Origin of the sequence: Bradyrhizobium sp. ISRA464 (assembly GCF_029910095.1) — a bacterium.
GTDB lineage: Bacteria > Pseudomonadota > Alphaproteobacteria > Rhizobiales > Xanthobacteraceae > Bradyrhizobium.
Genome location: NZ_CP094526.1, coordinates 4,324,404 through 4,350,232, shown reverse-complemented (window position 1 = coordinate 4,350,232; position 25,829 = coordinate 4,324,404). Strand labels below are relative to the sequence as shown.

19 protein-coding genes are annotated in these 25,829 nt (G+C 65.9%); 12 read left to right on the top strand and 7 right to left on the bottom strand.

Translation table 11 applies throughout. From position 1 onward, the window contains the following. The first annotated feature begins 102 nt into the window (after positions 1 to 102). The 6 genes from MTX19_RS20440 to MTX19_RS20415 all read left to right on the top strand — a co-directional run bounded on the left by MTX19_RS20440 (position 103) and on the right by MTX19_RS20415 (position 11,342). A complete protein-coding gene (locus tag MTX19_RS20440) occupies positions 103 to 5,316 on the top strand; it encodes an alpha-2-macroglobulin (protein WP_280979024.1) in 5,214 nt (1,737 codons plus the stop codon). 11 nt (positions 5,317 to 5,327) lie between these two features. Further along, positions 5,328 to 7,523, top strand: a complete 2,196-nt coding sequence (gene pbpC / locus MTX19_RS20435) for a penicillin-binding protein 1C (protein ID WP_280979023.1) — start codon at positions 5,328 to 5,330, stop codon at positions 7,521 to 7,523. Between the two features lie 142 nt (positions 7,524 to 7,665). Next, positions 7,666 to 9,327: a glycosyltransferase family 39 protein gene (locus MTX19_RS20430; protein ID WP_280985437.1), complete on the top strand. Its 1,662-nt coding sequence runs from the start codon at positions 7,666 to 7,668 to the stop codon at positions 9,325 to 9,327. 1 nt (position 9,328) lies between these two features. Continuing rightward, complete coding sequence (locus MTX19_RS20425; RefSeq protein ID WP_280979022.1) at positions 9,329 to 10,174, top strand: phosphatase PAP2 family protein; 846 nt, start codon at positions 9,329 to 9,331, stop codon at positions 10,172 to 10,174. 68 nt (positions 10,175 to 10,242) lie between these two features. After that, complete coding sequence (locus tag MTX19_RS20420) at positions 10,243 to 11,004, top strand: glycosyltransferase family 2 protein (protein ID WP_280979021.1); 762 nt, start codon at positions 10,243 to 10,245, stop codon at positions 11,002 to 11,004. Further along, positions 11,004 to 11,342: a lipid-A-disaccharide synthase N-terminal domain-containing protein gene (locus MTX19_RS20415; RefSeq protein ID WP_280971687.1), complete on the top strand. Its 339-nt coding sequence runs from the start codon at positions 11,004 to 11,006 to the stop codon at positions 11,340 to 11,342. The genes MTX19_RS20420 and MTX19_RS20415 overlap by 1 nt, the downstream gene beginning before the upstream one ends. Positions 11,343 to 11,345: 3 nt before the next feature. On the opposite strand, the gene MTX19_RS20410 is transcribed toward MTX19_RS20415, so the two are convergent. Then, on the bottom strand, positions 11,346 to 13,037 hold the full coding sequence (locus MTX19_RS20410) for a Na/Pi cotransporter family protein (protein ID WP_280979020.1): 1,692 nt from the start codon (positions 13,035 to 13,037) through the stop codon (positions 11,346 to 11,348). A 165-nt stretch (positions 13,038 to 13,202) separates the two neighbouring features. Continuing rightward, positions 13,203 to 13,385: a hypothetical protein gene (locus MTX19_RS20405; protein WP_280979019.1), complete on the bottom strand. Its 183-nt coding sequence runs from the start codon at positions 13,383 to 13,385 to the stop codon at positions 13,203 to 13,205. 335 nt (positions 13,386 to 13,720) lie between these two features. Here MTX19_RS20405 and MTX19_RS20400 point away from each other — a divergent pair, with 335 nt between their 5' ends. Next, positions 13,721 to 13,966, top strand: coding sequence for a PilZ domain-containing protein (locus MTX19_RS20400; protein WP_348638316.1), 246 nt, complete (start codon positions 13,721 to 13,723; stop codon positions 13,964 to 13,966). A gap of 152 nt (positions 13,967 to 14,118) precedes the next feature. After that, entirely contained in the window at positions 14,119 to 14,925 is an 807-nt protein-coding gene (locus MTX19_RS20395) for a tetratricopeptide repeat protein (RefSeq protein WP_280979017.1), read from the top strand. Between the two features lie 130 nt (positions 14,926 to 15,055). Here MTX19_RS20395 and MTX19_RS20390 read toward each other — a convergent pair whose 3' ends face one another. The 5 genes from MTX19_RS20390 to metC all read right to left on the bottom strand — a co-directional run bounded on the left by MTX19_RS20390 (position 15,056) and on the right by metC (position 20,868). Beyond that, complete coding sequence (locus tag MTX19_RS20390; RefSeq protein WP_280979016.1) at positions 15,056 to 16,327, bottom strand: AAA family ATPase; 1,272 nt, start codon at positions 16,325 to 16,327, stop codon at positions 15,056 to 15,058. A gap of 4 nt (positions 16,328 to 16,331) precedes the next feature. Beyond that, on the bottom strand, positions 16,332 to 17,060 hold the full coding sequence (locus MTX19_RS20385; protein ID WP_280979015.1) for a CpaD family pilus assembly protein: 729 nt from the start codon (positions 17,058 to 17,060) through the stop codon (positions 16,332 to 16,334). Positions 17,061 to 17,089: 29 nt separating this feature from the next. After that, a complete protein-coding gene (locus tag MTX19_RS20380) occupies positions 17,090 to 18,565 on the bottom strand; it encodes a type II and III secretion system protein family protein (protein WP_280979014.1) in 1,476 nt (491 codons plus the stop codon). Positions 18,566 to 18,578: 13 nt separating this feature from the next. Then, on the bottom strand, positions 18,579 to 19,385 hold the full coding sequence (gene cpaB, locus MTX19_RS20375; RefSeq protein WP_280979013.1) for a Flp pilus assembly protein CpaB: 807 nt from the start codon (positions 19,383 to 19,385) through the stop codon (positions 18,579 to 18,581). A gap of 286 nt (positions 19,386 to 19,671) precedes the next feature. Then, positions 19,672 to 20,868 (bottom strand): cystathionine beta-lyase, encoded by a 1,197-nt coding sequence (metC, locus tag MTX19_RS20370; protein WP_280979012.1) that lies wholly within the window; start codon positions 20,866 to 20,868, stop codon positions 19,672 to 19,674. Positions 20,869 to 21,190: 322 nt separating this feature from the next. Here metC and MTX19_RS20365 point away from each other — a divergent pair, with 322 nt between their 5' ends. From MTX19_RS20365 to MTX19_RS20350, 4 genes are read left to right on the top strand one after another with little or no spacing between them, the layout of a single operon-like run. Further along, positions 21,191 to 22,207: an amino acid ABC transporter substrate-binding protein gene (locus MTX19_RS20365; protein WP_280979011.1), complete on the top strand. Its 1,017-nt coding sequence runs from the start codon at positions 21,191 to 21,193 to the stop codon at positions 22,205 to 22,207. Between the two features lie 23 nt (positions 22,208 to 22,230). Next, positions 22,231 to 23,436, top strand: a complete 1,206-nt coding sequence (locus MTX19_RS20360) for an ABC transporter permease subunit (RefSeq protein ID WP_280979010.1) — start codon at positions 22,231 to 22,233, stop codon at positions 23,434 to 23,436. Next, positions 23,433 to 24,953, top strand: coding sequence for an amino acid ABC transporter permease (locus tag MTX19_RS20355; RefSeq protein WP_280979009.1), 1,521 nt, complete (start codon positions 23,433 to 23,435; stop codon positions 24,951 to 24,953). Before MTX19_RS20360 ends, MTX19_RS20355 begins: the two co-directional genes overlap by 4 nt. 8 nt (positions 24,954 to 24,961) lie before the next feature. Beyond that, complete coding sequence (locus MTX19_RS20350; protein ID WP_280971673.1) at positions 24,962 to 25,702, top strand: amino acid ABC transporter ATP-binding protein; 741 nt, start codon at positions 24,962 to 24,964, stop codon at positions 25,700 to 25,702. Positions 25,703 to 25,829: the final 127 nt, after the last annotated feature.

The window sequence follows — 25,829 nt, the reverse complement described above, 5'->3', positions numbered from 1 at the left end:
GATGTTTTTGTTCGGTCATTTCGGCGCCTTTACTCCGTCACCTTTTCGCGCACTTTTCAGCCCCATGCGGCGCTTGTCCGCGGGCCCTTCAGGAGCTCCATCATGATCGGTTTGGTTCGTGCCGCCGCAGTTTGCGCCGCGCTGGCGCTTGGCGTGAGCTTTGGTGTTGCCCAGGCCGCGGACAAGGCCTTCACGCGCGACGACCTGGCCGATTCCGCAATCAAGCTGGAGGCCCAGATCAAGAGCGAGGCGGGGCCGGTCAACAAGCCGTCCGCGAGCCTGCGGACCGACGCCGACGCCGCGTTCAGGCGGAATGATGTCCGCTCCGGCCTGCAGACCCTCGGCCAGATCGCCGCGACCACGCCGGAGGACGGCGCGAACTGGCTGCGGCTGGCCAAGACGATCTTCCAGATCCGCTCGGCGAGCTCGAGCGAGCAGACCTTCCTGATGGAGCGCGCCTCGACTGCGGCCTACATCGCCTATCAGCGCGCCGGCAATCCGGGCGAGGAGGCGGATGCGCTGGCCGTGCTCGGAAGAGCGCTGTCGGAGCGCAAGCTGTGGCGTCCGGCGCTGGATGCGCTCCGCCTGTCGCTCGACCTGCGCGAGGTCGCCGACGTCCGCGGCCAATATGAGAAGATGCGCGACGAGCACGGCTTCCGGCTGCTCGATTATACCGTCGATTCCGACTCGGCCTCACCGCGGGCCTGCTTCCAATTCTCCGAGGAACTGGCGAAACGGGTCGATTTCGCGCCGTTCCTGGCGCTGGCCGGCACGGATAAGCCGGCGCTGTCGGCGGAAGGCAAGCAGCTCTGCGTCGACGGGCTGAAGCACGGCGAGCGCTACAATATCAATCTGCGCGCCGGACTGCCGTCGACGGTCAAGGAGACGCTGCCGAAGTCGGCCGAGTTCAACATCTATGTCCGCGACCGCAAGCCGTTCGTGCGCTTTACCGGACGCGCCTATGTGCTGCCGCGGACAGGGCAGCGCGGTATCCCGGTGGTCAGCGTCAACACGCCGGCGGCCAAGATCGACGTGTTCCGGATCGGCGACCGCAATTTGATCAACACGGTGATCGATTCCGACTTCCAGAGCGCGCTGAGCCGCTACCAGCTCTCCGAGCTCGGCGACCAGCGCGGCGTCAAGGTGTGGTCCGGCGAGCTTGCGACCGCCACCACGCTGAACCAGGACGTGGTCACCGCATTTCCGGTCGACCAGGCACTCGGCGACCTGCAGCCGGGCGTCTATGTCATGACCGCCGCCGCGAAGGGGCCGGGAAGCGACGAGGACGGCACGCTGGCGACGCAATGGTTCATCGTCTCGGACATGGGCCTGTCGGCTTTCTCCGGCAATGACGGTATCCACGTCTTCGTCAACTCGCTGGCCTCGACCGATCCGGTCGCCAACGCCGAGGTGAAGCTGGTCGCCCGCAACAACGAGATCCTGGCGACCCGCAGGACCGATGCGGCCGGCCACGTGCTGTTCGAGTCCGGATTGGCCCGCGGCGAGGGCGGCCTGTCTCCAGCGCTGCTCACGGTCACCAACGACAAGGCGGACTATGCCTTCCTGAGTTTGAAGACCAATGCCTTCGACCTCACCGACCGCGGCGTCGCGGGCCGCGCGATTCCCGCTGGTGCCGACGCCTTCGTCTACGCCGAGCGTGGTGTCTACCGCTCCAACGAGACGGTCTATCTGACCGCGCTGCTGCGCGATGGGCAGGGCAATGCCCTGACCGGGACGCCGTTGACCATGGTGATCGAGCGGCCGGATGGCGTCGAGTTCCGCCGCGCCTTACTGCCCGACCAGGGCGCCGGCGGCCGGACACTGGCGGTCGCGCTAAATTCGGCGGTGTCGGCAGGAACCTGGCGGGTCCGCGTCTTCGCCGACCCCAAGGGCAATTCGGTCGGCGAAACCACCTTCATGGTCGAAGATTATATCGCCGAGCGGATCGAATTCGATCTCACGACCAAGGACAAAATGATCAGGGCTGAAGTTCCGGTAGAACTTCAAGTGAGCGGCCATTTCCTCTATGGCGCGCCGACCTCGGGCTTGCAGCTCGAAGGCGACATGCTGGTCGCGCCCGCAGCGTCCGGGCGGCCGGGCTATCCCGGCTACCAGTTCGGTGTCGAGGACGAGGAGACCGCGAGCAACGAGCGGACCCCGATCGAGGACCTTCCGGAGGCCGATGCCAATGGCGCGGCGACTTTCCCGGTGAAGCTCGACAAGGCGCCGACCTCGACCCGGCCGCAGGAGGCCCAGATCTTCATCCGCATGGCGGAGACCGGCGGCCGCGCGGTCGAGCGCAAGATCGTGCTGCCGGTGGCGCCCGCGACCTCGCTGATCGGCGTCAAGCCGCTGTTCGGCGACAAGAGCGTCGCGGAGGGCGACAAGGCCGAGTTCGACGTCGTGTTCGTCGCCCCCGACGGCAAGCGGTTGCCGCGCGACGGGCTGCGCTACGAGCTGTTGAAGCTGGAGTCGCGTTACCAGTGGTACCGGCAGAATTCGTCCTGGGAATACGAGCCGGTCAAGTCGACCCGCCGCGTCGCCGACGGGGACGTCAACCTTGCGGCCGACAAGCCGATGCGGCTGACGTTCCAGCCGCAGCCCGGCCGCTACCGGCTCGACGTCAAATCGACCGGCGCCGACGGCCCGCTCACCTCGGTGCAGTTCGACGTCGGCTGGTATTCCGACGGTAGCGCCGACACGCCGGATCTGCTGGAGACCTCGATCGACAAGCCGGAATACGCCTCCGGCGATACGATGACGGTGTCGGTGAATGCGCGCACCGCCGGCAAGCTGTCGGTCTATGTGCTGGGCGACCGCCTGCTGACCACGCAAAGCGTCGACGTCAAGGAAGGCACCCAGCAGGTCAAGATCCCGGTCGGCAAGGATTGGGGCACCGGGGCCTATGTGATGACGACGCTGCGCCGTCCGCTCGATGTCGCCGCCGGGCGCATGCCGGGCCGCGCCATCGGGCTGAAATGGTTCGGGATCGACAAGAAGGCCCGCACGCTGGCCGTCGAGCTGTCGCCGCCCGCGCTGGTGCGGCCGGGCTCGACGCTCAAGATCCCGGTCAAGCTCGGCGGACTCAGCCCGGGCGAGGACGCCAAGGTGGTGATCGCGGCGGTCGACGTCGGCATCCTCAACCTGACCAATTACAAGCCGCCGGCGCCGGACGATTACTATCTCGGCCAGCGCCGCCTGACCGCCGAGATCCGCGACCTCTACGGCCAGTTGATCGACGGCATGCAGGGCACCCGCGGCCAGATCAGGACCGGCGGCGATGCCGGCGGCGCCGAGCTGCAGGGCTCGCCGCCGACGCAGAAGCCGCTCGCGCTCTATTCCGGCATCGTCACGGTCGGGCCCGACGGCACCGCGGAGGTGAGCTTCGACATCCCCGACTTCGCCGGCACTGCGCGGGTGATGGCGGTGGCCTGGAGCGCGACCAAGCTCGGCCGTGCAACGACCGACGTGACCGTGCGCGACCCCGTGGTGCTGACCGCGACGCTGCCGCGCTTCCTGCTGACGGGTGACAAGGGCACCATGAGCATGGACATCGACAATGTCGAAGGCTCGGCCGGCGATTATGCCGTCAGCATCAAGGCGAGTGGCCCGGTCAAGGTTTCGGGCAACCCGACCACGACGGTGAAGCTCGCCGCCAGGCAGCGCGGCTCACTGTCGCTCGGGCTCGAGGCCGGCGGCGCCGGGCGCGCCGAATTCGATGTCGATATCTCCGGGCCGAACGGCCTGACGCTGGCGCGGCATTATGCGCTCGACGTCAAGCCGGCAACGCAAGTGCTGGCACGGCGCTCGATCCGGACACTGGCGAAAGGCGAGAGCCTGACGCTGACCTCGGACATGTTCTCCGATCTTGTCCCGGGCACCGGCAGCGTGTCGATCTCGGCGAGCCTCTCGACGGCGCTCGATGCCGCGACGATCCTGAAGGCGCTCGACCGCTATCCGTATGGCTGCTCTGAGCAGATCACGAGCCGCGCGCTGCCGCTGCTCTATGTCAACGATCTCGCCGCCGGCGCGCATCTCGCGATGGACATGGCCGTCGACCAGCGGATCCGCGACGCGATCGATCGGCTCCTGGCGCGTCAGGGCTCGAACGGCTCGTTCGGTCTGTGGTCGGCAGGCGGTGACGACGCCTGGCTCGATGCCTATGTCACTGATTTCCTGACGCGCGCCCGCGAAAAGGGTTTTGCGGTGCCGGACGTGCTGTTCAAGAGCGCGCTCGACCGTGTCAGGAACTCGGTGGTGAACGCCAACGAGCCCGAGAAGGACGGCGGCCGCGATCTCGCCTACGGCCTCTACGTGCTCGCCAGGAATGGCGCCGCGCCGATCGGCGACCTGCGCTATCTGGCCGACACCAAGCTGAACAATCTGGCGACACCGATCGCCAAGGCGCAGCTGGCCGCGGCGCTGGCGCTGGTCGGCGACAAGGCCCGCGCGGAGCGGGTGTATAGTGCCGCGCTCGACGCGCTGAATCCGAAGCCGGTGCTCGAGTTCGGCCGGGTCGACTACGGCTCGGCGCTGCGCGATGCGGCAGCACTGGTCTCGCTCGCCGGCGAAGGCAACGCGCCGCGCGCGACGCTGACGCAGGCTGTCCTGCGGGTGGAAGCGGCGCGGGGGCTGACGCCCTACACCTCCACGCAGGAGAATGCATGGATGGTGCTGGCGGCGCGCGCGCTCGCGAAGGAGACGCTGGCGCTCGACATCAACGGCCAGCCGGTCAAGACCGCGGTCTATCGCAGCTACAAGGCCGAGGAGATGACGGGCCAGCCGCTCAAGATTACCAACACCGGCGACGCCCCGGTGCAGGCAGTGATCTCGGTGTCGGGCTCGCCGGTCACGCCGGAGCCCGCGGCCTCCAACGGCTTCAAGATCGAGCGCGCGTACTACACGCTCGACGGCAAGCCGGCCGATGTCACCAAGGCCAGGCAGAACGATCGCTTCGCGGTTGTCCTGAAGGTCACAGAGGCCAAGCCGGAGTTCGGGCACATCATGGTGGCCGACTATCTCCCGGCCGGTCTCGAGATCGACAATCCGCATCTGGTGTCGTCGGGCGATTCCGGCACGCTTGACTGGATCGAGGATGGCGTCGAGGCCAAGAACACCGAGTTCCGCGATGACCGCTTCACCGCGGCGATCGATCGTGCCGCCAACGACAAGTCGGTGTTCACGGTGGCCTATGTCGTGCGCGCGGTGTCGCCGGGCAAATATGTGCTGCCGCAGGCCTACGTCGAGGACATGTACAATCCCTCGCGCTACGGCCGCAGCGCCACCGGAACGGTCGAGGTGACGTCGGCGAAATGAGCGATGGTGGGATGAGCGAAGACGCGTGCCCAGGACTCTTCTCGTCATCCCCGGGCTTGACCCGGGGATCCGCGGACTTGCCTAGCGGAACGAAAAACGCGGATGCCGGGGGCAAGCCCGGGCATGACGCTGGCAGAGGGTGGACGCTTCGCGTCATTGCAGCACTGGCCGCGGTGCTCGTCATCGTGACCGGCGCCTTCGCGGCCTGGGTCGTCTCGCTTGGGCCGCTGCCGATTGCGCAGGCCGAGCAGGTCTCGACCACCGTCGTCGACCGCAATGGCAAGCTGCTCCGTGCCTATGCGATGGCCGACGGACGCTGGCGCCTGCCGGTCGACGCGAAGACCGACGTCGACCCGGGCTACCTGAAGCTGCTGTTCGCCTATGAGGACAAGCGCTTCTACGAGCATCACGGCGTCGACCCGCTGGCGTTGTCGCGCGCTGCGTTGCAGCTCATCACGCGCGGTCAGATCATCTCCGGCGGTTCGACCATCACGATGCAGCTCGCGCGGCTGATGGAACCACGGCATCAACGCTCGGTCTACGCCAAGCTGCGGCAGATGGTGCGCGCGGTGGAGCTGGAGCGGCAGTTCTCCAAGGATCAGATTCTCAACCTTTACCTCGCGCTGGCGCCGTTCGGCGGCAATCTCGAAGGCGTGCGCGCGGCCTCGATCGCCTATTTCGGCAAGGAGCCGAAGCGGCTCTCGCTGGCCGAAGCCGCGCTGCTCGTAGCGCTGCCGCAGTCTCCCGAACGGCGGCGGCTCGACCGCTATCCGCAAGCGGCACACATTGCGCGCGACCGTGTGCTCGACCGCATGGTCGAGGAGGGCGCGGTGTCGAAGGAGGACGCCGCCCAGGCGAAGGCCGTGCCGGTGTTGAAGATGCGCAAGCAGATCCCGATCCTGGCGCCGCATTCGTCGGATCAGGCGATCGCGACGATGAAGGATACCCCCGTCATCAAGCTGACGCTGGATGCCCCCTTGCAGAAGAACCTCGAGGCGTTGGCGCGCGACCGCGCAATCGCGCTGGGACCTGACATCTCGGTCGCGATCATCGCGGTCGACAATGCGACCGGCGACGTGCTCGCGCGCGTCGGCTCGCCCGATTACTTCGACGAGCGGCGTGCAGGGCAGGTCGACATGACCCGCGCGGTGCGCTCGCCCGGCTCGACGCTGAAGCCGTTCATCTATGGCCTCGCTTTCGAGGACGGCTTCGTGCATCCGGACAGCCTGATCGAGGATCGCCCGATCCGCTTCGGGACCTATGCGCCGGAAAATTTCGACATGACGTTCCAGGGCACGGTGCCGGTGCGCAAGGCGCTGCAGTTTTCGCTGAACGTGCCGGCGATCGCGTTGCTCGACCGGGTCGGCGCCAGCCGGCTGTCGTCGCGGCTGAGGCAGGCCGGAACCAATCTGGTGCTGCCCAAGGACGAGGCGCCGGGTCTCGCAATGGGCCTCGGCGGCGTCGGCGTGACGCTGCAGGATCTCGCGCAGCTCTATTCCGGACTGGCGCGGCTCGGCGCGACGAAGCCGCTGCGCGAGATCATGCAGGCCAAGGACGAGCGCGATACGATGCGGCTGATGGATCGGGCTGCGGCCTGGCAGGTCGGCAATGTCCTGCTCGGTACGCCGCCGCCGGAGAATGGCGTGCACAACAGAATCGCGTTCAAGACCGGCACCAGCTACGGCTATCGTGACGCCTGGTCGGTCGGCTTCGACGGCCGCATCACGATCGGCGTCTGGGTCGGCCGCCCGGACGGCTCACCGGTGCCGGGCCTGGTCGGCCGCTCGGCCGCGGCGCCGGTCCTGTTCGACGCCTTCGCGCGCACGGGGAGGATTCCGGCAGCGCTGCCGAAGCCGCCGCGGGGCGTGCTGATTGCGAGCAATTCCAGGCTGCCGCCGCCGCTGCGACGTTTCCGTCCGCTCGGCGAACTCGTCCGCAGCGGCAACGACCAGGCGCCGCACATCCAGTTTCCGCTGAACGGCTCGCGCATCGACGTCGACCATTCCGAAGGCGGCCGTTACACGGCCATGCCGGTGAAGGTCGCCGGCGGCGTGCTGCCGCTGACGGTAATGGTCAATGGTGTCTCAGCCGGGGACATCGACAGCCGCCGCCAGCGCCTGATCGATCCGCCCGGACCGGGCTTCGCGCGCCTGACCGTGATCGATGCCACGGGGGCCGCGGATACCGTTGTGATTCGCGTGCAATGATGGCGCGGGAAAGCGGAACTGCACAGTTGTTTGCGCTGCGGTTTCATCGTATGCGAAATCCATGGTGGATGGCCTCCAACCCCGGCGCTTCGGAGCAGGGCAACAGTCTGTAAAACCTGCGCATTCGAGCCGCAGGTTGTTCATGGCGTTCGAGTTCGGCACGGCCAGCCATTGGCGTTCGGTCCTGTTCCTGACACTGACCTGTCTGGTGCTGTTCCTGCCGGGCTTCTTTACCATCCCGCCGATCGACCGCGACGAGGTGCGCTTTGCCCAGGCGACCAAGCAGATGGTCGAGAGCGGCGACTTCGTCGACATCCGCTTCCAGGACGACGTCCGTTACAAGAAACCCGTTGGCATCTACTGGATGCAGGCGGCGGCCCTGAAGACGATATCCGCGCTCGGGGTGCCGCGGGCCCAGGTGCGCATCTGGGTCTATCGCCTGCCATCCTTGATCGGCGCCATCGGCGCGGTGCTCCTGACCTACTGGACGGCGCTGGCCTTCGTGACCAGGCAGGGTGCGGTACTGGCCGCATTGATGATGGCAAGCTGCGTGCTGCTCGGGGTCGAGGCGCGGCTTGCCAAGACCGACGCGATGCTGCTGTTCACGGTCACAGCCGCGATGGGCGCGATGGCGCGGGTTTATCTGTCGTGGCAGCGCGGCGAGGACCCGGCGCACCCGTCGTGGGGGCCGCCTGCGATCTTCTGGACGGCGCTGGCGGGAGGCATCCTGCTCAAGGGGCCGCTGATCCTGATGTTTGTCGGGCTCGCGATGGTGGTGCTCGCCTTCCTCGACAGGTCGGTCGCCTGGTTCGGACGCATGCGCCCGGTCTGGGGGCTGATGTGGCTGCTGGTGCTGGTGCTGCCGTGGTTCGTGCTGATCTTCCTGCGCGCCGGCGAGACCTTCTTTGCCGACTCGGTCGGCGGCGACATGCTGAGCAAGCTCGGGGCGCAGGAATCCCACGGCGCGCCGCCGGGACTCTACCTTCTGCTGTTCTGGATCACGTTCTGGCCCGGCGCGCCGCTTGCCGCAATGGCCGCGCCTGCGGTCTGGCGTGCACGGCGGGAGCCTGGCGCGCAGTTTCTGCTGGCCTGGTTGATCCCGTCCTGGATCGTGTTCGAGGCTGTTCTGACCAAGCTGCCGCATTACGTGCTGCCGCTTTATCCGGCGATCGCGATCCTGACCGCGGGCGCGCTGGAGCGGCGCGTGCTGGCGCGCTCCTGGTTGTTGCGCGGCTCGGCCTGGTGGTTTGCGATCCCCGCAGCCGGCTCGGTGCTCGTGATCGTCGGGGCCATCAAGGCGATTCATCAGCCGGTGTTTCCCGCCTGGCCGTTGTTTGCGGTCGCAATGGTGTTCGGCCTCGTTGCCTGGCGGCTGTTCGAGGACAGCCGCGCCGAGCGCTCGCTGCTCAACGCCGTGGTCGCCGCGGCGCTGATGGCGGCCGGCACCTACGGCGTGGTGTTGCCGCGGCTCACGACGGTGTTCCCGAGTCAGGAGGTGGCACGCGCCCTTCGCACCGTCACGTGCGTAGGCCCGAAAGCCGCAGCAGCAGGTTTCCTCGAGCCGAGCCTCGTGTTCATGACGGAAACGTCGACACTTCTGACCGACGGATCGGGCGCCGCCGATTTCCTGTCGCAGGGCGCCTGCCGCTTCGCGCTGGTCGAACAGCGCTCCGAGCGCTCCTTCGTCCAGCGGGCCGAGGCGATCGGGCTGCGCTACAACGCGATGGTGCGGATCGAGGGCTACAACATCTCGCAGGGCAAGGCGGTCTCGATCGCGATCTTCCGCTCCGAAGGAACGGAATGAGATGGCGTTGCCGCCTGCGCCCCAGGACACCGGGAATTATTTCGGGCGACTGCTGACGCTGGTTTGGCTGTCGTTCGCACAGCTCGTGCGCGCCCCGTCGCATTCGCTGAGGGCGGAGGCCGCGCGCCGCTCTGCGCGTCACGTGCTCATGCTTGTCGTCGTCACCGGTGCCGCGATCGTCACGCTGATGTATCTCGTCGACACCGAGGAGATCAGCTTGATGCCGCCGCGCGGCACGCCGAGCCTGTGGTGGGTGCGGATCCTGACCGACTTCGGCAAGGATGTGCACGTGCTGTGGGCGCTCGGCATTCTGCTGATCGCGGTCGCGCTGGTGGCTCCCGCGTTGCGTGGTGTGTCTCGCGCGACCTTGCTGGGCCTTGGAACACGGCTGCAATATCTGTTCCTGTCGGTCGCGTTCTCGGTGGCCGTGGGCGAAGTGATCAAATGGATCGTCGGCCGCGGCCGGCCCTTTGTCGGCGGCAAGGCCAATGCCTTCAACTTCCATCATTTCGCCGGCATCGAGGCCTATTCGAGCTTCCCGTCGGGGCACGCGATCACCGCATTCGCGCTGGCGTTCGCCGTGTCGGCGGTATGGCCGCGGGCACGGATCGTGATGCTGGTCTACGCGCTGATGATCGCCGCGACGCGGCTGGTGCTGCTGGCGCATCATCCGAGCGACGTGGTCGCCGGAGCGCTCGTCGGCGTGATCGGCGCAATGGCCGTGCGGTACTGGTTCGCCGCCCGCCGCCTTGGTTTTGCCATCCATCGCGACGGCACTGTCGTTGCGTTGCCGGGACCGTCGGACGGGCGCCTCAAAAGGGTTGCGGGGAACGCCTTCGCCCCATAAAAGCGGTCGCCCGACGGCCGGATCGGGCCGGTTCCAAGCCGGAAACAACACCAACCTCGAGTGCCGATTTGCCGCTTCCCGACCAGACGCCGGTCGCCGTTTCCATCGTCGTGCCGGTGCGCAATGAGGCCGACAATATCGCGCCGCTGATCGCCGAGATCGCGGCCGCGCTGGATGGCCGCTGGGCCTACGAGATCATCTACGTCAACGACGGCTCGACCGACGACACCGGCGAACGGCTGGCTGCGATCATGGCGCAGCGGCCCAATCTCAGGCAGCTGCGGCACGCCGTATCGTCGGGCCAATCGGCGGCGGTGCGCAGCGGAGTACGGGCCGCGCGCGGCGCGATCGTGGCGACGCTCGACGGCGACGGGCAAAACAACCCGGCGTTCCTGCCGAACCTGATCTCGGCGGTCGAGAGCGGCAACGGCCGTGTCGGCCTCGCCGCCGGCCAGCGGGTGGGGCGCAAGGACACCGGATTCAAGAAGATGCAGTCGCGCATCGCCAACGCGGTGCGCGGCGCGATCCTGCGCGACGGCACCCGCGACACCGGCTGCGGGCTGAAGGCCTTTCCGCGCGACGTGTTCCTGTCGATGCCCTATTTCGACGGGCTGCACCGCTTCCTGCCGGCGCTGGTCCGCCGCGAGGGGTTCGCGATCGCCTATGTCGACGTGATCGACCGCCCGCGCCATTCCGGCGTGTCGAACTACGGATTCTTCGACCGGCTCTGGATCGGGATCATGGATCTCGCGGGCGTGTGGTGGCTGATCCGCCGCAAGAAGCCGACGCCGGTCGTCACTGAAGTGCCGGTCGTGACCGAGGTGAGGTGATGCTGATTCAATACGGCCAGGCGCTGCACGCCTATCTCTACGACGTGTTCGTCGCCAAGTTCGACTTCTGGCTGGCCTTCGGCCTCGTCGCACAACTGCTGTTCACCGCGCGCTTCCTCGTGCAATGGATCTCCAGCGAGCGCGCCGGCCAGAGCGTGGTGCCGATGGCGTTCTGGTTCTTCTCGATGGGCGGCGGCCTGATGACGCTGATCTACGGCCTCGCCAAGCGCGAACCGGTGATCATCCTTGGCCAGGGCCTCGCCACGCTGATCTACACGCGCAACATCATGCTGATCGTGAAGAACCGCGGCAAGGCGTCCAAGACGCTCGACCGCTGATCATCACGATCGGCCGGCCATGGGCGCCGAAAGATCATTCGCGGCCTCGACGGCGCTCTCGCGATAGGCCGCGGTCTCACCGGCTGCGTCGAGCACCGGGTAGGCGACCGAGCAGATATGCGAATGAATGCGGCGGAGGTCGCGCAGCACGTCCAGATGCAGCGACGTGGTCTCGATGGTCTCGGGACGGCCTTCACGCAGACGCTCGAGATGACGCTCGACGGCGGCGAGTTCGGCCGCGCGCAACGCAGCCTTCTCGGTCAGCAGCTTGCGCGCCTCGCCGGCGTCGCCCGACATGAAGACGCCGAACGCGATCCGCAGCGAGTCGATGGTCCGCTTGTGGAATGCCGACAATTCCTCGGCACCTTCGCTCGAGAATTGCAGGCGGCGCTTGATCTTCTTGGTCGCGAGCTCGCTGAGGTTCTTGTCGATGATGTCGCCGATATGCTCGAGATTGATCGCGAAGGCGACGATCTCCATGGCGCGCTGGCCCTCGCGCTCGTCGAGGCTGCCGCGGGTGAGCTTGGTCACGTAAAGCTTGATCGCCTCGTTCAGGCTGTCGACGCTGTTGTCCATCCGCGACACCTGGTCGACCAGCGCGCGGTCGCTGGTCATCATCGCGGCCATCACCTTGCGCAGCATCACCTCGACATGGTCGCCCATGTACAGCACCTCGCGCGCGGCGTCGGCCAGCGCGAGCGACGGCGTCTCCAGCGCGCTCTCGTCGAGATAACGCGGCCGTGACGGATCGGTCTCCTGCACCCGCTGGGGCAGCAGCCGATTAAGCAGCCGCGCCATGCCGTCGAGGGCGCCGATAAACAGGATCGCTGTCGCGACATTGAAGGCGATGTGGAACTGCGCCGTCGCCTTGGCGAGGTCCGGCTGGAAGGCCTGAATGTGCTCGGTGATCGGGCGCAGGAACGGCGCCACCAGCAGGATGCCGACGATGCGGTTGACGAGATTGCCGACCGGCAGGCGATAGCTCGCCGGATCGTCGCGGCGCGCGCCTTCCATCAGCGGGTTGATGGCGCTGCCGAGATTGGCGCCGAGCACCAGCGCAAACGCCGCGTAGGGTGAAATGAACTGGGCGTAGGCCAGCGACATCACCAGCAGCACGCTGGCGACGCTGGAATGGACCAGCCAGGTGACGACGGCGCCGATGAAGATGCAGAGCACGGGATCGCCGGTGATCGCGTTCATGAAGACGCGCACGCCCGGGGCGTTTTCGGCCGGCGCCAGCGTGTCGAGCAGGATGTGCAGCGCCAGCAGCATCAGGCCGAGGCCGATCGAAACGCGGCCGAGGTCCTTGATCCGGGAGCGCGGTCCCGTGCGGAAGGCGACCAGGCCGAGGATGAACAGCACGGGCGCAACCGCCGCGACGTTGAACGACAGCACCTGCACGATCAGGGTGGTGCCGACATTAGCCCCCAGCATGATGGCAAGCGCCGGCACCAGGCTGACCAGGCCTTCCGCGGTGAACGAACTGGTGATCAGGGCGGTCGCGGTCGAGCTCTGGAGCAGGGCGGTCAGGCCGAGGCCGGCGGCGAAGGCGCTGAACCGGTTGTTCAGTGCCTTGGCGAGCAGCAGGCGCAGGTCGGGGCCGAAGGCGCGCAGGATCCCGCTGTGGACCATGTGAAGGCCCCACAGCAGCAGCGCCACGCCACCCATCAGATCAAGTAAGACCATGCTTCCCATGCCTGTCCGCGCCCCGGCAAAATCGAGTCGAAAGGGTCACGCTATCGCCAATCGACCGTGGATCAACCCCTTTTTGTTCTCACGGGAACCCGGCAGCGGGGAGGAACCGCAACGAAAAAGGCCGCCAACCGCGGCGGCCGCTTCCAGACTGTCGGTGATGACCGTTCAGCTTTTCAGCCCGAGATTGGTGCAATACCAAGCGAGCGCGTTGTTGTCCCAACCGAGCGTCAGCATCTTCGCGTGACATTCCCCAACGCTGCTGAAGTTGTAGTAGTTCCTCCAGGGTACCGCCGCACCCATCCACCCGATACTGCCGTTGCATCCGATGCGGGCGTCGGACGTGATCATTCGGTCGTTCGTCCTTTGAAGGGGGCGGGCATTCGCAGGAGCGACTGGCGAGACAGCGGCGAGCAGGAGCAACGAGGCTTTCATTTCCGTTTCCCTCTCAGGTTTCCGGGACAACAAATCCTATCCCAGGGTGAACGATGGCACGCTTTGGTGGCTCGGATTAGGAAATTGCTAACCGTAGGGCGGAGGCAGTGCCGGAGCGCTGGCGCCGCTCGTGGTAAATGAAACTGAAAGACAACCGCTCAATTGCGAGCGGTTCCGCTAGTCAGTTTCCAATCTTTCCGCGCTACGACTGCGGCAATCAGAAACTCGTCCAGCCGTGTTTGGGGATCAGGATGTTTGTTAATCGCCGCAAGAGCGAACGTCGCGCCTGCAGAAGCGTCGCCAAGATCCAGATCGGAACCGGTTCACTGCCTCGGGATTGCATGATCACCGATATTTCGGCGGGCGGCGTCAAGGTGATCGCCGAATATCTGGAAGTTCCGCCGGAATTCACCATCATCTTTTCGAGCGGTAGCCCGCGCCAATGCCGTCTGGCCTGGCGGATCGGGCATGAATTTGGCGCCCAATTCATCGACTAATCCGGCTCGGTCCGTGCGCCCGACGTGCGCGGCGGGCGCTGGTATGACGGCGGCATGATACCGGCCTTAACCCGGCCTTAGGGTTAAGCTGTGAGCATCCGGGAACCTTCGCTCTCCCGAGTCCCGTTATGTTTCAGAAGTCATCCCGACAAATGAGCCGCGTGAACCGTCTCGCGAGCGCAGTATCGGCCGCGGTCCTGTTGGTCGGACTGTCGGCCTGCCAGACGTCGTCAGATCTCGCCGGAGACATCACTGGGTCATTGGGCGGTACGACGGAGCCGAGCCAGGCGTCCGCCGATCCGCGGCGCGACCTCGAAACATATAAGGAGCGCGTCCGCGCCAACCCCAAGGATACCGACGCCGCGCTGAAATACGCCACGGCGCTGCGCGCCACCGGCCAGCGCGAGCAGGCGGTCGCGGTCATGGAGCAGGCGGTGCTGGCCCAGCCCGGCGACAAGCGGCTGCTCGCAGGCTACGGGCGCGCGCTGGCCGACAACGGCAATTTCCAGCAAGCCTTCGACGTGCTCGGGCGCGCGCACAGCCCGGAAGATCCGGACTGGCGCATCCTGTCCGCGCAGGGTGCCGTGCTCGATCAGCTCGATCGCCATGACGAGGCGCGCCAGTATTACGCGAGCGCGCTGAAGATCCGGCCGGACGATCCCTCGGTGCTCTCCAATCTCGGATTGTCCTACCTGCTTTCGAAAGATCTGCCGAAGGCGGAGGAGACGTTGCGTCGCGCCCGGGAGCGCGCCCCCGGCGACATGCGTGTGCGAACCAATCTTGCCGTCGTGGTGGGGCTGCAGGGCCGCGAGGCCGAGGCCGAGGGCATCATGAAGGCGAATCTGCCGCCGGAGCAGGGCTCGGCCAATGTCGCTGCGTTGAAGCGGCTGTTGGCGCGGAAGGACGCGAGCCGGACCGATACGGGCCGGATTCCGGTCGCGGCCAACCATCGCGACTAGATCGCGATACGAGCACGTTTCGATTCCCGTGAGCGCGATCTCTGCGCACGAGTGCGCGTTGCTCATGCGCAAGAGGCGGCTTGCATTCGTCCGTCGCGGTCGAATCCGTCAGGCAACGCATTGAGTGCAATCAGCCCGCGGCCTTGCGCCTGCCGTCGCGGCTCCCCTGCAGCTTCCTGAGGATCGGCGACAACAGCGAATCGCGCTGCTCGGCGAGGTCGGGGCGGCCGGTCAGGCGGTGCGCGATCTGCAGGAAGGTCTTCGTGGTGCGGTGACGCGCGGACACTTCTGCGATCATCTGGCCGTTGTTGGCGGCCTCGCCGAACAGGCGGCTGTCGAACGGAATTGTCGCGATCGGCGCGGTTTCGATGGTCTTGGCGAACTCCTTGACCTCGATCTCGGGCCGCCTCGGCATGCCGACCTGGTTCAGGCAGTACAGCGGAGGCCGGTCGTTGGGACGCGCCGCCTTCAGCAGGTTCACCATGTTCTTGGTGTTGCGCATGTTGGCGAGATCTGGCTCGGCGACGATCAGAATATCGTCGGCGCCGACCAGCGTGCGCTTGGTCCAGGCCGTCCATTGATGCGGAACGTCAAGCACGATGCAGGAAGTGGTCATGCGCATCGTATCGAAGATCGCTTCAAACGCGTCGGCGCCGAAATCATAGACCTGATCGAGGGTGGCCGGCGCCGCCAGCAGGCTGAGATGGTCGCTGCATTTGGCGAGCAGGCGGTCCATATAGGCGGTATCGGGGCGCTCGGGCGAGAACACCGCGTTGGCGATGCCCTGCACCGGATCCTGATTGTAATCGAGGCCGGCGGTGCCGAAGGCAAGGTCGAGATCGACGACGACGGAATCGAGCCCGAGATCGCGCGCGATCGTCCAGGCGACGTTGTGCGCAACGGTCGATGCGCCGACGCCGCCCTTGGCGCCGGCGACCGCGATCAGGCGGCCGACCGAGACCGCTTCCGTCGCCGAGAACAGGCTGCAGATCGAGCGCACGATGTCGAGCACCTTGACGGGGCCGACCACGTAATCATTGACGCCGCGGCGGACCAGCTCGCGATAGGGCGCAACATCGCCGGCATTGCCGAGCATGACGACGCGGGTGCCGGGATCGCACACCGCGGCGAGCTCGTCGAGGCCGGCGAGGAAATCGGTGCCCGGCTCGGTTTCCAGGACAATCACGTTCGGCGTCGGCGCCTTGTGATAGGCCTCGATCGCAGCGGCGATGCCGCCCATGTGGACGGAGAGGTGAGCCTTGGCGAGGCGACGGTCCTCGGCGGCGGCGCGCGCGGTCGTGGCGGTTGCGACGCTGGCGCAGAAGGCCTGCACCGAAATGCGCGGTGCGGGCGCGATGTAATCGTCGATCTGCGGTTGTTCGTCTTGTTGTTGGGCGGTCATTGCCTTAGTCGCTCAGCTTGGCCTTTTCAGCTTCAGGATAGGCGGTCGCGGTGGACGTGCCCTTGCGGTACTTGTCGAACGCGATCGAACGGCGCGGCGTGTAGGCGGCGGTCTCAGTGCGCGGCTGTTCCAGGTCGGACGGATTGGCGACCATCGCCGCCAGGTTGCGCTGGGTGGCGCAGCCGAAATTGTAATAGTCCTTGTTCTGGATGTAGGCGGGGTTGTCGAGCGAGGGGCCGAGATCGGCCGGCCACAATCCGCAAGGGCCGGCAACCGCAGCCATCTTGGGATAGCTCACACGGATGGTAGCGAGCGCGCGCGGATCGTCGGGGTGGTAGAGCCGCTTGGTGATGGCGTGGCCGGGCACGCCCGTCGATGCGAGCAGGCCGCGGATCTCCTGATAGATCGCCTGTGCCGCGCGCGCATTTGGCGTATCAACCGGTACATCGACGGCGATCGCGCCGGTTCCCTCGCGGCGCCAGCCGCGGGCCATCCCCATGACGTCGTCGCGCTGGGTCTCGGTCAGGTTGCCGCGGGCATGCCCGACGAACACGACGATCGATTGCTCGCCTTCGGTCACCGCGATCGGATGGCGCTGGCGGTAGTCGTCCGGGACAGTGCCGGTCACGACCTCAGTGGTCGCCGTATTGCATCCGCCGAGTGCAAGCGCCGTGAGCAGGACGCCGAACAGCGGCAGCGTCCTCGCGCGTCCGCCGAGTGTGTTGCGTGTCATCGTTCGATCCCCAACCCTCAAGGCCCGTATCAGTCGATGATGAAGCCGAAATTGGCCGGCGTGGCGCCGATCGGCTCGGCACGCGCGGCGACGCCATAGATGCGGTTGATGCGCGCCAGCAGCGCCGACTCCGAGTCGGAGGCCGAAGCGAAGCCGTCGTCCGGACGGGACAGGTCCTTCTGCGCAACGGCGCGCACCACATAGGGCGTCACGATGACCATCAGCTCGGTCTCGGAATTGACGAAGTCCTGACTCCGGAAGAGCTGTCCGAGGACCGGGATCTGATCGACACCGGGCAAGCCGTTGATCGCCTGCTTGGTCTGCTCCTGGATCAGTCCGGCCATCGCGATCGAGCCGCCGGAGGGCACTTCCAGCGTGGTGTCCGCGCGCCGGGTCTTGATCGATGGAATCGTCGTTCCGCCCTGGCCACCGGTCAAGGCGTTCTCCATCGAGACCTCGGACACCTCGGTCATCACCTTCAGGCTGATCCGTCCCTCGGACAGCACCACCGGCGTGAAGTTGAGCGAGATGCCGAATTTCTTGAAGCTGACCGTCTGGACGCAGTTTCCGATCGTGCCAGTTGACGACGTCTGACAGGTCACGCCAGTCGGAATCGGAAATTCGCCGCCAGACACGAATGTCGCGGACTCGCCGGAAATGGCCGTGAGATTTGGCTCGGCCAGCGTCCGTACGACGCCCGCGCTCTCCATCGCACGCAGCGTCGCGGTGACCGATGGCACACCGGCCTTCGTCAGCGCAGCCCCAGTCAATCCGTTGCCGGAGACGAGCGGTCCGTTGTTCGCGGTGAAGGGGGTGCTGTTGTTGAACACCACCGCGGCGGTGCCGTAGTTCATGTTGGCGCTGAGATCGATGCCGAGTTGCTTGACTAGATCGCGCCGCACTTCGGCGACGGTGACCTTCAGCATCACCTGGTCGCGGCCGCGCACCACGATCGAGTTGACGACCTTGTCGGCGCCACCGACCAGCTTTGCGGCGACGTCGCCGGCCTGCTGGGCCTCGACCGGGCTCGACACCGAGCCGGTCAGCACGACGCTGTCGCCGACACCCTCGATGTTGACCCCCGGCAGCATTTGCCTGAGCGCGGCGCGCAGGCCGTTGAGATCGCGCTTGATGGCGATGTCGTAGGAGGCGACCTGCGCCCCGTCCGCATCGAAGAACACCACATTGGTCTGACCGACCGCGGCGCCGATGATGTAGGCGCGCTGGGCCGAGCGGATCACCGCGTTGGCGATCTTGGGATCGGCGACCAGCACGTCTTTGGCTTCGCGGGGCAGGTCGACCACGACAGACTTGCCGACGCCAAGCGCGAGGAAGCGTGTCTTGACCGGGATGCTGTTGGTCACGGCGACATCCGCATGCTTGTCGGGATCGGCCGCAACGGCCGGAGACAGGGCAGGGATGACGATCAGCGCCGCGGCCGCCGAAAATGACAGTGAGCGGACCAGTGCAGTCCGCGCCTTCAGTTGCCTTGCACCGGATATCATTTCGAAGCCCCCATCACTTCTGTGTCATCTGAGAGCTCAGGACGCCGTAGCGAACCACACTGATGCTCTCGCCCCGCTTCGGGGCCTGGTCGTTGGCCGAGGTCTCGACCGTTGTGTCATTGATGTCGGCGATGCTGCGCAGCGCGAGCGACAGCGTGCCGCTTTGCCTTGCGCGCGCGAGTGTCTCGGCCTGTTCGGGCTTCAACTCGAGCGTCGCGGTCTTGCCGACGAGCGAGTTGCTGCCGTCCTTCTCTTTCGGCGCCTGGTCGATCGCCAGCACGCGGACGTTGGACAGCAGGGTTTCGGTGACGATTACGTCAGAACCGACGCGATCGGGGGTCTTCTCGCGCTTCGACAGGATCACGTCGACGCGGTCGCCGGGCAGGATGAAACCGCCGGCGCCGGTCTCCGGCGTGATCTCCGTGGAGATTGCGCGCATGCCTGCCGGCAGGATCGCAGCCATGAAGCCGCTTCCGTTGGCTTTGACCAGCTTCTGCTCGCGGATCGGCTCGCCGACGATGAAGGGGGCGCGCGCGATCGAGCCGATGACGTCCTTCATCGCGTCGGCATTGGTGTCGCGGCGCATAAAGCCGCTGCTCGCGGTCTCGGCCGGCCAGCGCTGCCATTGCACGTCCTCGGGCTTGACGGACTGACCGAGCCCGATGTCGGACTTGGCCACCAGCACCTCGACGGTCGGCAACTGCACGACCGGCGCGACAGACGCCGGCTTGTTCTCGTTGCCACCGGTGCTTGCGAGATACGTGGCCGCAAGGCCTGCGACGCCGGCGATGGCCAGGACCATGATACGTGCCGTCTTCATGTGACCGACTGAATACCCTTACGCCAGGCGGTCAGCGGCCTTGCGGCGCGGACAGCCCTTCCCGGGGGCATGACTACGGCAGCAAAAGTGTAAGCGAACTTGCTAGCGGGCTTGGGCGATTAAGGGATTGGTGGGGATGGTGAACGGCTGGTTATCAGCGACGTCACAACCCTGCAAAATCCCGGAGGTCGCCGCTTGCGATCGGCGGGCGCAGCGTCGAGCACAGGTGGGAAAAGCCACGGCGCGCCGCTCGCGGTCAGCATCCGGTGCGCCGCGCGTCAGAGGATCACAGTGCCGCCTTCAGCGCCGCAAATCCGCGGTCGAGATCTGCCTTGAGGTCCTCGACATCTTCGAGCCCGATATGCAGCCGCAGCGTCGGTCCGCCCGGCGCCCATTTGGTCGCGGTGCGATACTCGCTGCAGTCGAACGGGATCGCGAGGCTCTCGAAGCCGCCCCAGGAAAAGCCCATGCCGAACAGCGTGAGCGTGTTGAGCATGGTATCGACCGCCTTTTGCGGCACCGGCTTCAGGACAACGCTGAACAGACCGGAGGCGCCGGTGAAGTCGCGCTTCCAGATCGCATGTCCCGGATCGGTTTCGAGGGCAGGGTGCAGGACACGAGCGACCTCGGGCCGCGCGGCGAGCCAGCGTGCCATCTCGAGGCCGGAGCGATGGTGTTGCGCGAGCCGGGCCGACAGCGTGCGTATTCCGCGCAGCGCGAGATAGACGTCATCCGGCCCGGCGCAGACGCCGAGCAGGCGGATCGCCTCGGAGACCAGCGGCCAGGCCTTCGCATTTGCCGAGATGGTGCCGAACATGATGTCGGAATGGCCGCCGATATATTTGGTCGCGGCCTGCATGCTGATATCGACGCCCTGGTCGAGCGACCGATGATAGAGCGGGGTCGCCCAGGTGTTGTCGTCGATGACAAGCGCGCCGTGGGCATGGGCCACGGTCGCGATCGCAGGGACGTCGGGCATCTCGAAGGATTGCGAGCCCGGCGCCTCGACCAGCACCGCTCGGGTGTTCGGCTTGAACAGAGCCTTGATACCGCCGCCGATCAGCGAATCGAAATAAGTGGTCTCCACGCCATAGCGCGCCAGTATGCCGTTGCAGAAATTGCGCGTCGGCCGGTAGGCGTTGTCGCAGACCAGCAGATGATCGCCCGCTTTCAGCACCGCGAGCAGGGTGGTCGAGATCGCGGCCAGTCCCGACGGCGCGAGCCCGACGCCGGCGCATTGCGGGCCTTCGAGCGCCATCAGCACATCTTGCAGCGCCCGCGTGGTCGGCGTGCCGTGGCGGCCATAGGTAAATTCGGCACGATGGGCGTGGAGGTCCTCTGCGCTCGGATAGAGCACGGTCGAACCGTGGAAGACTGGCGGGTTGACAAAGCCCTTTTGGGCCTTGGTGTCGCGGCCGGCGGTGACCAGCCGGGTCGCGGCGTGTTGCGGACGGGAGGGCGTGGAATTGTCGGAGGAGGTCATGGGTCGTCGCCGTTAGACTTTCTGCCGCAGCCGTAACCCGTCGGGAGGGCAGAGTTACGCTGGGGAGTGTTACTAACAGGACGCGGAAGACATGCGTCAACCCCTTGACCCGGCACGTCAGTCGCTATGTGATGCGCCGCAACTTCCAGTCGCCGCACGTTGAGGGGCCTGCCGCGACCTTCGATCCCGTTGCCTGACCGATTTGCAGTCAAACTGCCGGACAGATCAGCATTTTTTGCTGCAAAGCGGATCATCGGGTGGCCCCGTGAGCGTCAGGCGATCAAGAGCAACGTCCACGGACGACCCTGAAAGGCCCCTGCCCATGAAACGCGTTCCCCTGGTTCTAACCCTTGCCGCTGCCGCCGCCCTGTCGGTTCAGGCCGCCTCGGCGCAAACCCTGAAGGCGGTCAAGGACCGGGGTCAGCTGTCCTGCGGCGTCAGCAGCGGTCTGCCGGGCTTCTCGTCGCCGGACGACAAGGGCAACTGGACCGGGATCGACGTCGACGTCTGCCGCGGGATCGCCGCAGCGATCTTCGACGATCCGACCAAGGTCAAGTTCGTGCCGCTGTCGGCCAAGGACCGCTTCACCGCGCTGCAGTCCGGCGAGATCGACGTGCTGTCGCGGAACACTACCTGGACGCTGTCGCGCGACACCTCGCTCGGCGCCAACTTCACTGGTGTGACCTACTATGACGGGCAGGGGTTCATGGTGAAGAAGTCGCTCAAGGTGAACTCGGCGCTCGAATTGAACAGCGCCTCGGTCTGCGTGCAGACCGGCACCACGACCGAGCAGAACCTCGCCGACTACTTCAAGGGCAACAACATGAAGTACGAGGTGATCGCTTTTGCCTCGGCGGACGAGACCCTGAAGGCCTACGAGACCGGCCGCTGCGACGTGTTCACCTCGGACGTCTCCCAGCTCTACGCGATGCGGCTGAAGCTCGCCAACCCGGCCGATCACGTCGTGCTGCCGGAAATCATCTCCAAGGAGCCGCTCGGCCCGATGGTCCGTCACGGCGACGATCAGTGGTTTGACATCGTGAAGTGGGTGCTGTTCGCGCAGATCAACGCCGAGGAGATGGGCGTCACCCAGAAGAACGTCGACGAGATGGCCAAGTCGGACAAGCCCGACCTCAAGCGCGCCTTCGGCACCGACGGCAATCTCGGCGAACAGCTCGGCCTGACCAAGGACTGGTTCGCCCGGATCATCAAGGCCGTCGGCAATTACGGCGAAATGTACGATCGCAACGTCGGCGTCGGATCGAAGCTGCAGATCGCGCGCGGCCTCAACCAGCTTTGGAACAAGGGCGGCATCCAGTACGCGCCTCCGATCCGCTGATCGTCGACGAGGCGGCTGCGGCGATGACCACCGAGCCCCGAAATCCACCGCCGCAGTACGTCCTCCGCTTGAAGCGGGCGCTCGGCGGCAAGGCCGGCTGGACCGGTCTTGCCGTGCAGATAGTGTTCGCCGCGGTGCTGGCCTGGGTGGCTTACGAGATCGTGGCCAATGCCAGGACCAACCTGGAGACGCAGCGCATCGCCTCCGGGTTCGGCTTTCTCAGGAACACCGCCGGCTTCGACGTCAGCCAGAACCTGATCTCGTATACGGGATCGGACACTTATACGCGGGTGTTCCTGGTCGGGCTCCTGAACACGTTGCTGGTGTCGGTGATCGGCATCGTATTCGCCACCATCATCGGATTCGTCCTGGCGCTGTGCAGGCTGTCGCCGAACTGGCTGCTGTCGCGGCTTGGCGAGATCTATGTCGAGATCGTGCGTAACCTGCCGTTGCTGTTTCAGCTGCTGTTCTGGTACCTCGCCGTGCTGGCGGCGCTGCCCGCACCGCGGCAGAGCATCAACCTGTTCAACGCCGTCTTCCTCTCCAATCGCGGCCTGGTGATTCCGCGGCCGATCGGTCAGGCCGGTCTCGATCCGTTTCTTGCGGCGGTCGCCGTCGGCATCCTGGGCTCGCTGCTGCTGCGCGGCTACGCCCGGCGCGCGCTGTTCCAGCGCGGGCAGGCGATCCGGATCGGGCCTTACGTGCTCGGCCTGCTGGTCGGACTGCCGCTTTTGACGATGTTGATCTTCGGGCTGCCGCTGACCTTCGAATTGCCGCAACTCAGGGGCTTCAACTTCGCCGGCGGATCGCGGGTCATTCCTGAGCTGGTTGCACTGGTGGTAGCGCTGTCGACCTATACCGCGGCCTTCATCGCGGAGATCGTCCGGGCCGGCATCCAGTCGGTCCACAAGGGGCAGATGGAAGCTGGTTCCTCGCTCGGCCTCTCGCGCGGCGCCACCTCGCGGCTGATCGTCATGCCGCAGGCGATGCGCGTCATCGTTCCGCCGCTCACCAATCAATACCTCAACCTGACCAAGAACTCGTCGCTCGCGGTCGCGATCGGCTATCCCGACCTGGTCTCGGTCTTCGCCGGCACGACGCTGAGCCAGACCGGCCAGGCGATCGAGATCATCGCCATCACCATGGGCGTCTATCTCGTGCTCTCGCTCGTCACCAGCGCGATCATGAGCGTCTATGGCTGGCGCATCAACCGGAGCCTCGGGGCATGACCGATATCTCCGCGTCATCCTTTGTCCGGCAGCACCTTGTCCCCGAGCGCGCGGCGCCGGTGAAGACGACCGGCTTGTTCGGCTTCCTGCGCACTCGGCTGTTGAACTCGCCGACCAACATCCTGTTCACGATCCTGGCGCTGGCGCTGCTCTGGTACACGATCGTTCCTGCGCTCAAGTTCCTGCTGGTCGACGCGGTCTGGAGCGGCAAGGACCGCAACGCGTGCCTTGCCGACAATGCCGGCCACCAGGTCGGGGCCTGCTGGCCCTATATCCAGGCCAAGCTCACCCAGCTGATCTACGGCTTCTATCCGGCAGGGGAGCGCTGGCGCGTCAACCTGACCTTCGCTTTCGCAGCGGCGCTGCTGCTGCCGCTGCTCATTCCGCGCCTGCCGGCGAAGCGCCTGAATGCGAGCCTGTTCTTCTTTGCCTTTCCGGCGGTCGCATTCTTCCTGCTGCGCGGCGGCGGGTTGACCGGTTTCGGGGTGAGCTGGGTTGCCGGCCTGCTGCAGCTGTTCGACGACAGCATCGTCAATGCCGGTCAGATCCTGGTCAATCTCAGCCGGGGCTCGGCGATCGGCCCATTGCTCTGGGGAACCGGCAAGATCATCGTGCTGCTCGGCAGCCTGATCGGCTGGCTGATCCTTCCGCTGAGCTGGCTGCGCGACCGGCTCCAGGCGTCCGGCCAGCCGCTGTGGTTCGATTTCGTGCTGACTGCGGCGATCGTTTCGCTGATCTTCTTTGCCCTCAGCGGCGGCACGAGGACGGGGCAGCGTGCATTGGTCGGAAGCCTCGTGACCTTTTTCGGCATTGCCATCGTGATCAAGCTGATGGGGCTCGACCGCGGCGGGCTTCCGGTTGTCGACACACGGCTGTGGGGCGGCCTGCTGGTGACGCTGGTGGTCTCGGTCACCGGCATCGTGACCTCGATGCCGATCGGTATCGCGCTCGCGCTCGGCCGCCGCTCGACCATTCCCCTGATCCGGATCTTCTCGATCGCGTTCATTGAGTTCTGGCGCGGCGTGCCGCTGATCACGGTCCTGTTCTTCGCGACCTACATGCTGCCGCTGTTCCTGCCGGGCAACTTCAGTGTCGATGGCCTGGTCCGCGCGCTGATCGGTATTGCGCTGTTTGCGGGTGCCTACCAGGCCGAAGTCGTGCGCGGCGGCCTCGCGGCGATTCCGCGCGGGCAGGGCGAGGCGGCGAGTGCCCTCGGCCTGTCCTGGTGGAAGACCACGTCGCTGATCGTGATGCCGCAGGCGCTGCGCCACGTCATTCCGGGCCTCGTCAACAGCTTCATTGCGCTGTTCAAGGATACCTCGCTGGTCTCGATCGTGGCATTGTTCGACCTGCTCGGGTCGCTGCACGCCACGTTCTCCGACCCGACCTGGTCGACGCCGAGCACCGCCTTTACTGGCTTCGCCTTTGCCGGAATGATCTACTTCGTGTTCTGCTTTGGAATGTCGCGCTACTCGCTGTTCGTCGAAAGCCGCCTTAACGCTCACCACCGTCATTGAAGGTCATCATGTCCACAGATCCGATCGTCAGCATTTCCGGTCTCAACAAATGGTACGGCGACTTCCACGTACTGCGCGACATCAACCTCGAGGTCGGCAGGGGCGAGCGCATCGTGATCTGCGGGCCGTCCGGCTCGGGCAAGTCGACGCTGATCCGCTGCATCAACGCGCTCGAGGAGTTCCAGGAGGGTGAGATCGTGGTCGACGGCATCGACCTCGGGCCGAACCTGCGCCGTGTCGACGAGGTGCGCCGCGAGGTCGGCATGGTGTTCCAGAGCTTCAATCTATTCCCGCATCTCACCGTGCTCGACAATTGCACGCTGGCGCCGATCTGGGTCCGCAACATCCCGAAGAAGGATGCCGAGGCGGCCGCGATGAAGTTCCTCGAACGCGTCAAGATCCCGCATCAGGCCAACAAGTTCCCCGGCCAGATGTCGGGCGGACAGCAGCAGCGCGTCGCGATCGCCCGCGCATTGACGATGACTCCGAAGGTCATGTTGTTCGACGAGCCGACCTCGGCGCTCGATCCGGAAATGGTCAAGGAGGTGCTCGACACGATGGTCGATCTCGCCAAGGAGGGCATGACCATGCTCGTCGTGACTCACGAAATGGGCTTTGCCCGCGAGGTTGCCAATCGCGTCGTGTTCATGGATGCCGGTCAGATCATCGAGTCGAATACGCCGCAGGAATTCTTCGCCAACCCGCAGCACGCGCGGTCGAAGCTGTTCTTGAGTCAAATATTGAGGTGATTTCGCCTCTCATGGTGAGGAGCGCGCATTTGCGCGCGTCTCGAACCATGAGGCCCATGGCCCATGGCCCATCCTTCGAGACGCCGCTGCGCGGCATCCTCAGGATGAGGTCGGCAAGTGTGGCGGG

Bases quoted from the DNA above. Each gene is read 5' to 3' on its own strand.
- MTX19_RS20440 (WP_280979024.1), top strand. From the start codon at position 103: ATGATCGGTTTGGTTCGTGCCGCCGCAGTTTGCGCCGCGCTGGCGCTT.
- pbpC (WP_280979023.1), top strand. From the start codon at position 5,328: ATGAGCGAAGACGCGTGCCCAGGACTCTTCTCGTCATCCCCGGGCTTG.
- MTX19_RS20430 (WP_280985437.1), top strand. From the start codon at position 7,666: ATGGCGTTCGAGTTCGGCACGGCCAGCCATTGGCGTTCGGTCCTGTTC.
- MTX19_RS20425 (WP_280979022.1), top strand. From the start codon at position 9,329: ATGGCGTTGCCGCCTGCGCCCCAGGACACCGGGAATTATTTCGGGCGA.
- MTX19_RS20415 (WP_280971687.1), top strand. From the start codon at position 11,004: ATGCTGATTCAATACGGCCAGGCGCTGCACGCCTATCTCTACGACGTG.
- MTX19_RS20410 (WP_280979020.1), bottom strand. From the start codon at position 13,037: ATGGGAAGCATGGTCTTACTTGATCTGATGGGTGGCGTGGCGCTGCTG.
- MTX19_RS20405 (WP_280979019.1), bottom strand. From the start codon at position 13,385: ATGATCACGTCCGACGCCCGCATCGGATGCAACGGCAGTATCGGGTGG.
- MTX19_RS20400 (WP_348638316.1), top strand. From the start codon at position 13,721: ATGTTTGTTAATCGCCGCAAGAGCGAACGTCGCGCCTGCAGAAGCGTC.
- MTX19_RS20395 (WP_280979017.1), top strand. From the start codon at position 14,119: ATGAGCCGCGTGAACCGTCTCGCGAGCGCAGTATCGGCCGCGGTCCTG.
- MTX19_RS20390 (WP_280979016.1), bottom strand. From the start codon at position 16,327: ATGACCGCCCAACAACAAGACGAACAACCGCAGATCGACGATTACATC.
- MTX19_RS20385 (WP_280979015.1), bottom strand. From the start codon at position 17,060: ATGACACGCAACACACTCGGCGGACGCGCGAGGACGCTGCCGCTGTTC.
- MTX19_RS20380 (WP_280979014.1), bottom strand. From the start codon at position 18,565: ATGATATCCGGTGCAAGGCAACTGAAGGCGCGGACTGCACTGGTCCGC.
- cpaB (WP_280979013.1), bottom strand. From the start codon at position 19,385: ATGAAGACGGCACGTATCATGGTCCTGGCCATCGCCGGCGTCGCAGGC.
- metC (WP_280979012.1), bottom strand. From the start codon at position 20,868: ATGACCTCCTCCGACAATTCCACGCCCTCCCGTCCGCAACACGCCGCG.
- MTX19_RS20365 (WP_280979011.1), top strand. From the start codon at position 21,191: ATGAAACGCGTTCCCCTGGTTCTAACCCTTGCCGCTGCCGCCGCCCTG.
- MTX19_RS20360 (WP_280979010.1), top strand. From the start codon at position 22,231: ATGACCACCGAGCCCCGAAATCCACCGCCGCAGTACGTCCTCCGCTTG.
- MTX19_RS20355 (WP_280979009.1), top strand. From the start codon at position 23,433: ATGACCGATATCTCCGCGTCATCCTTTGTCCGGCAGCACCTTGTCCCC.
- MTX19_RS20350 (WP_280971673.1), top strand. From the start codon at position 24,962: ATGTCCACAGATCCGATCGTCAGCATTTCCGGTCTCAACAAATGGTAC.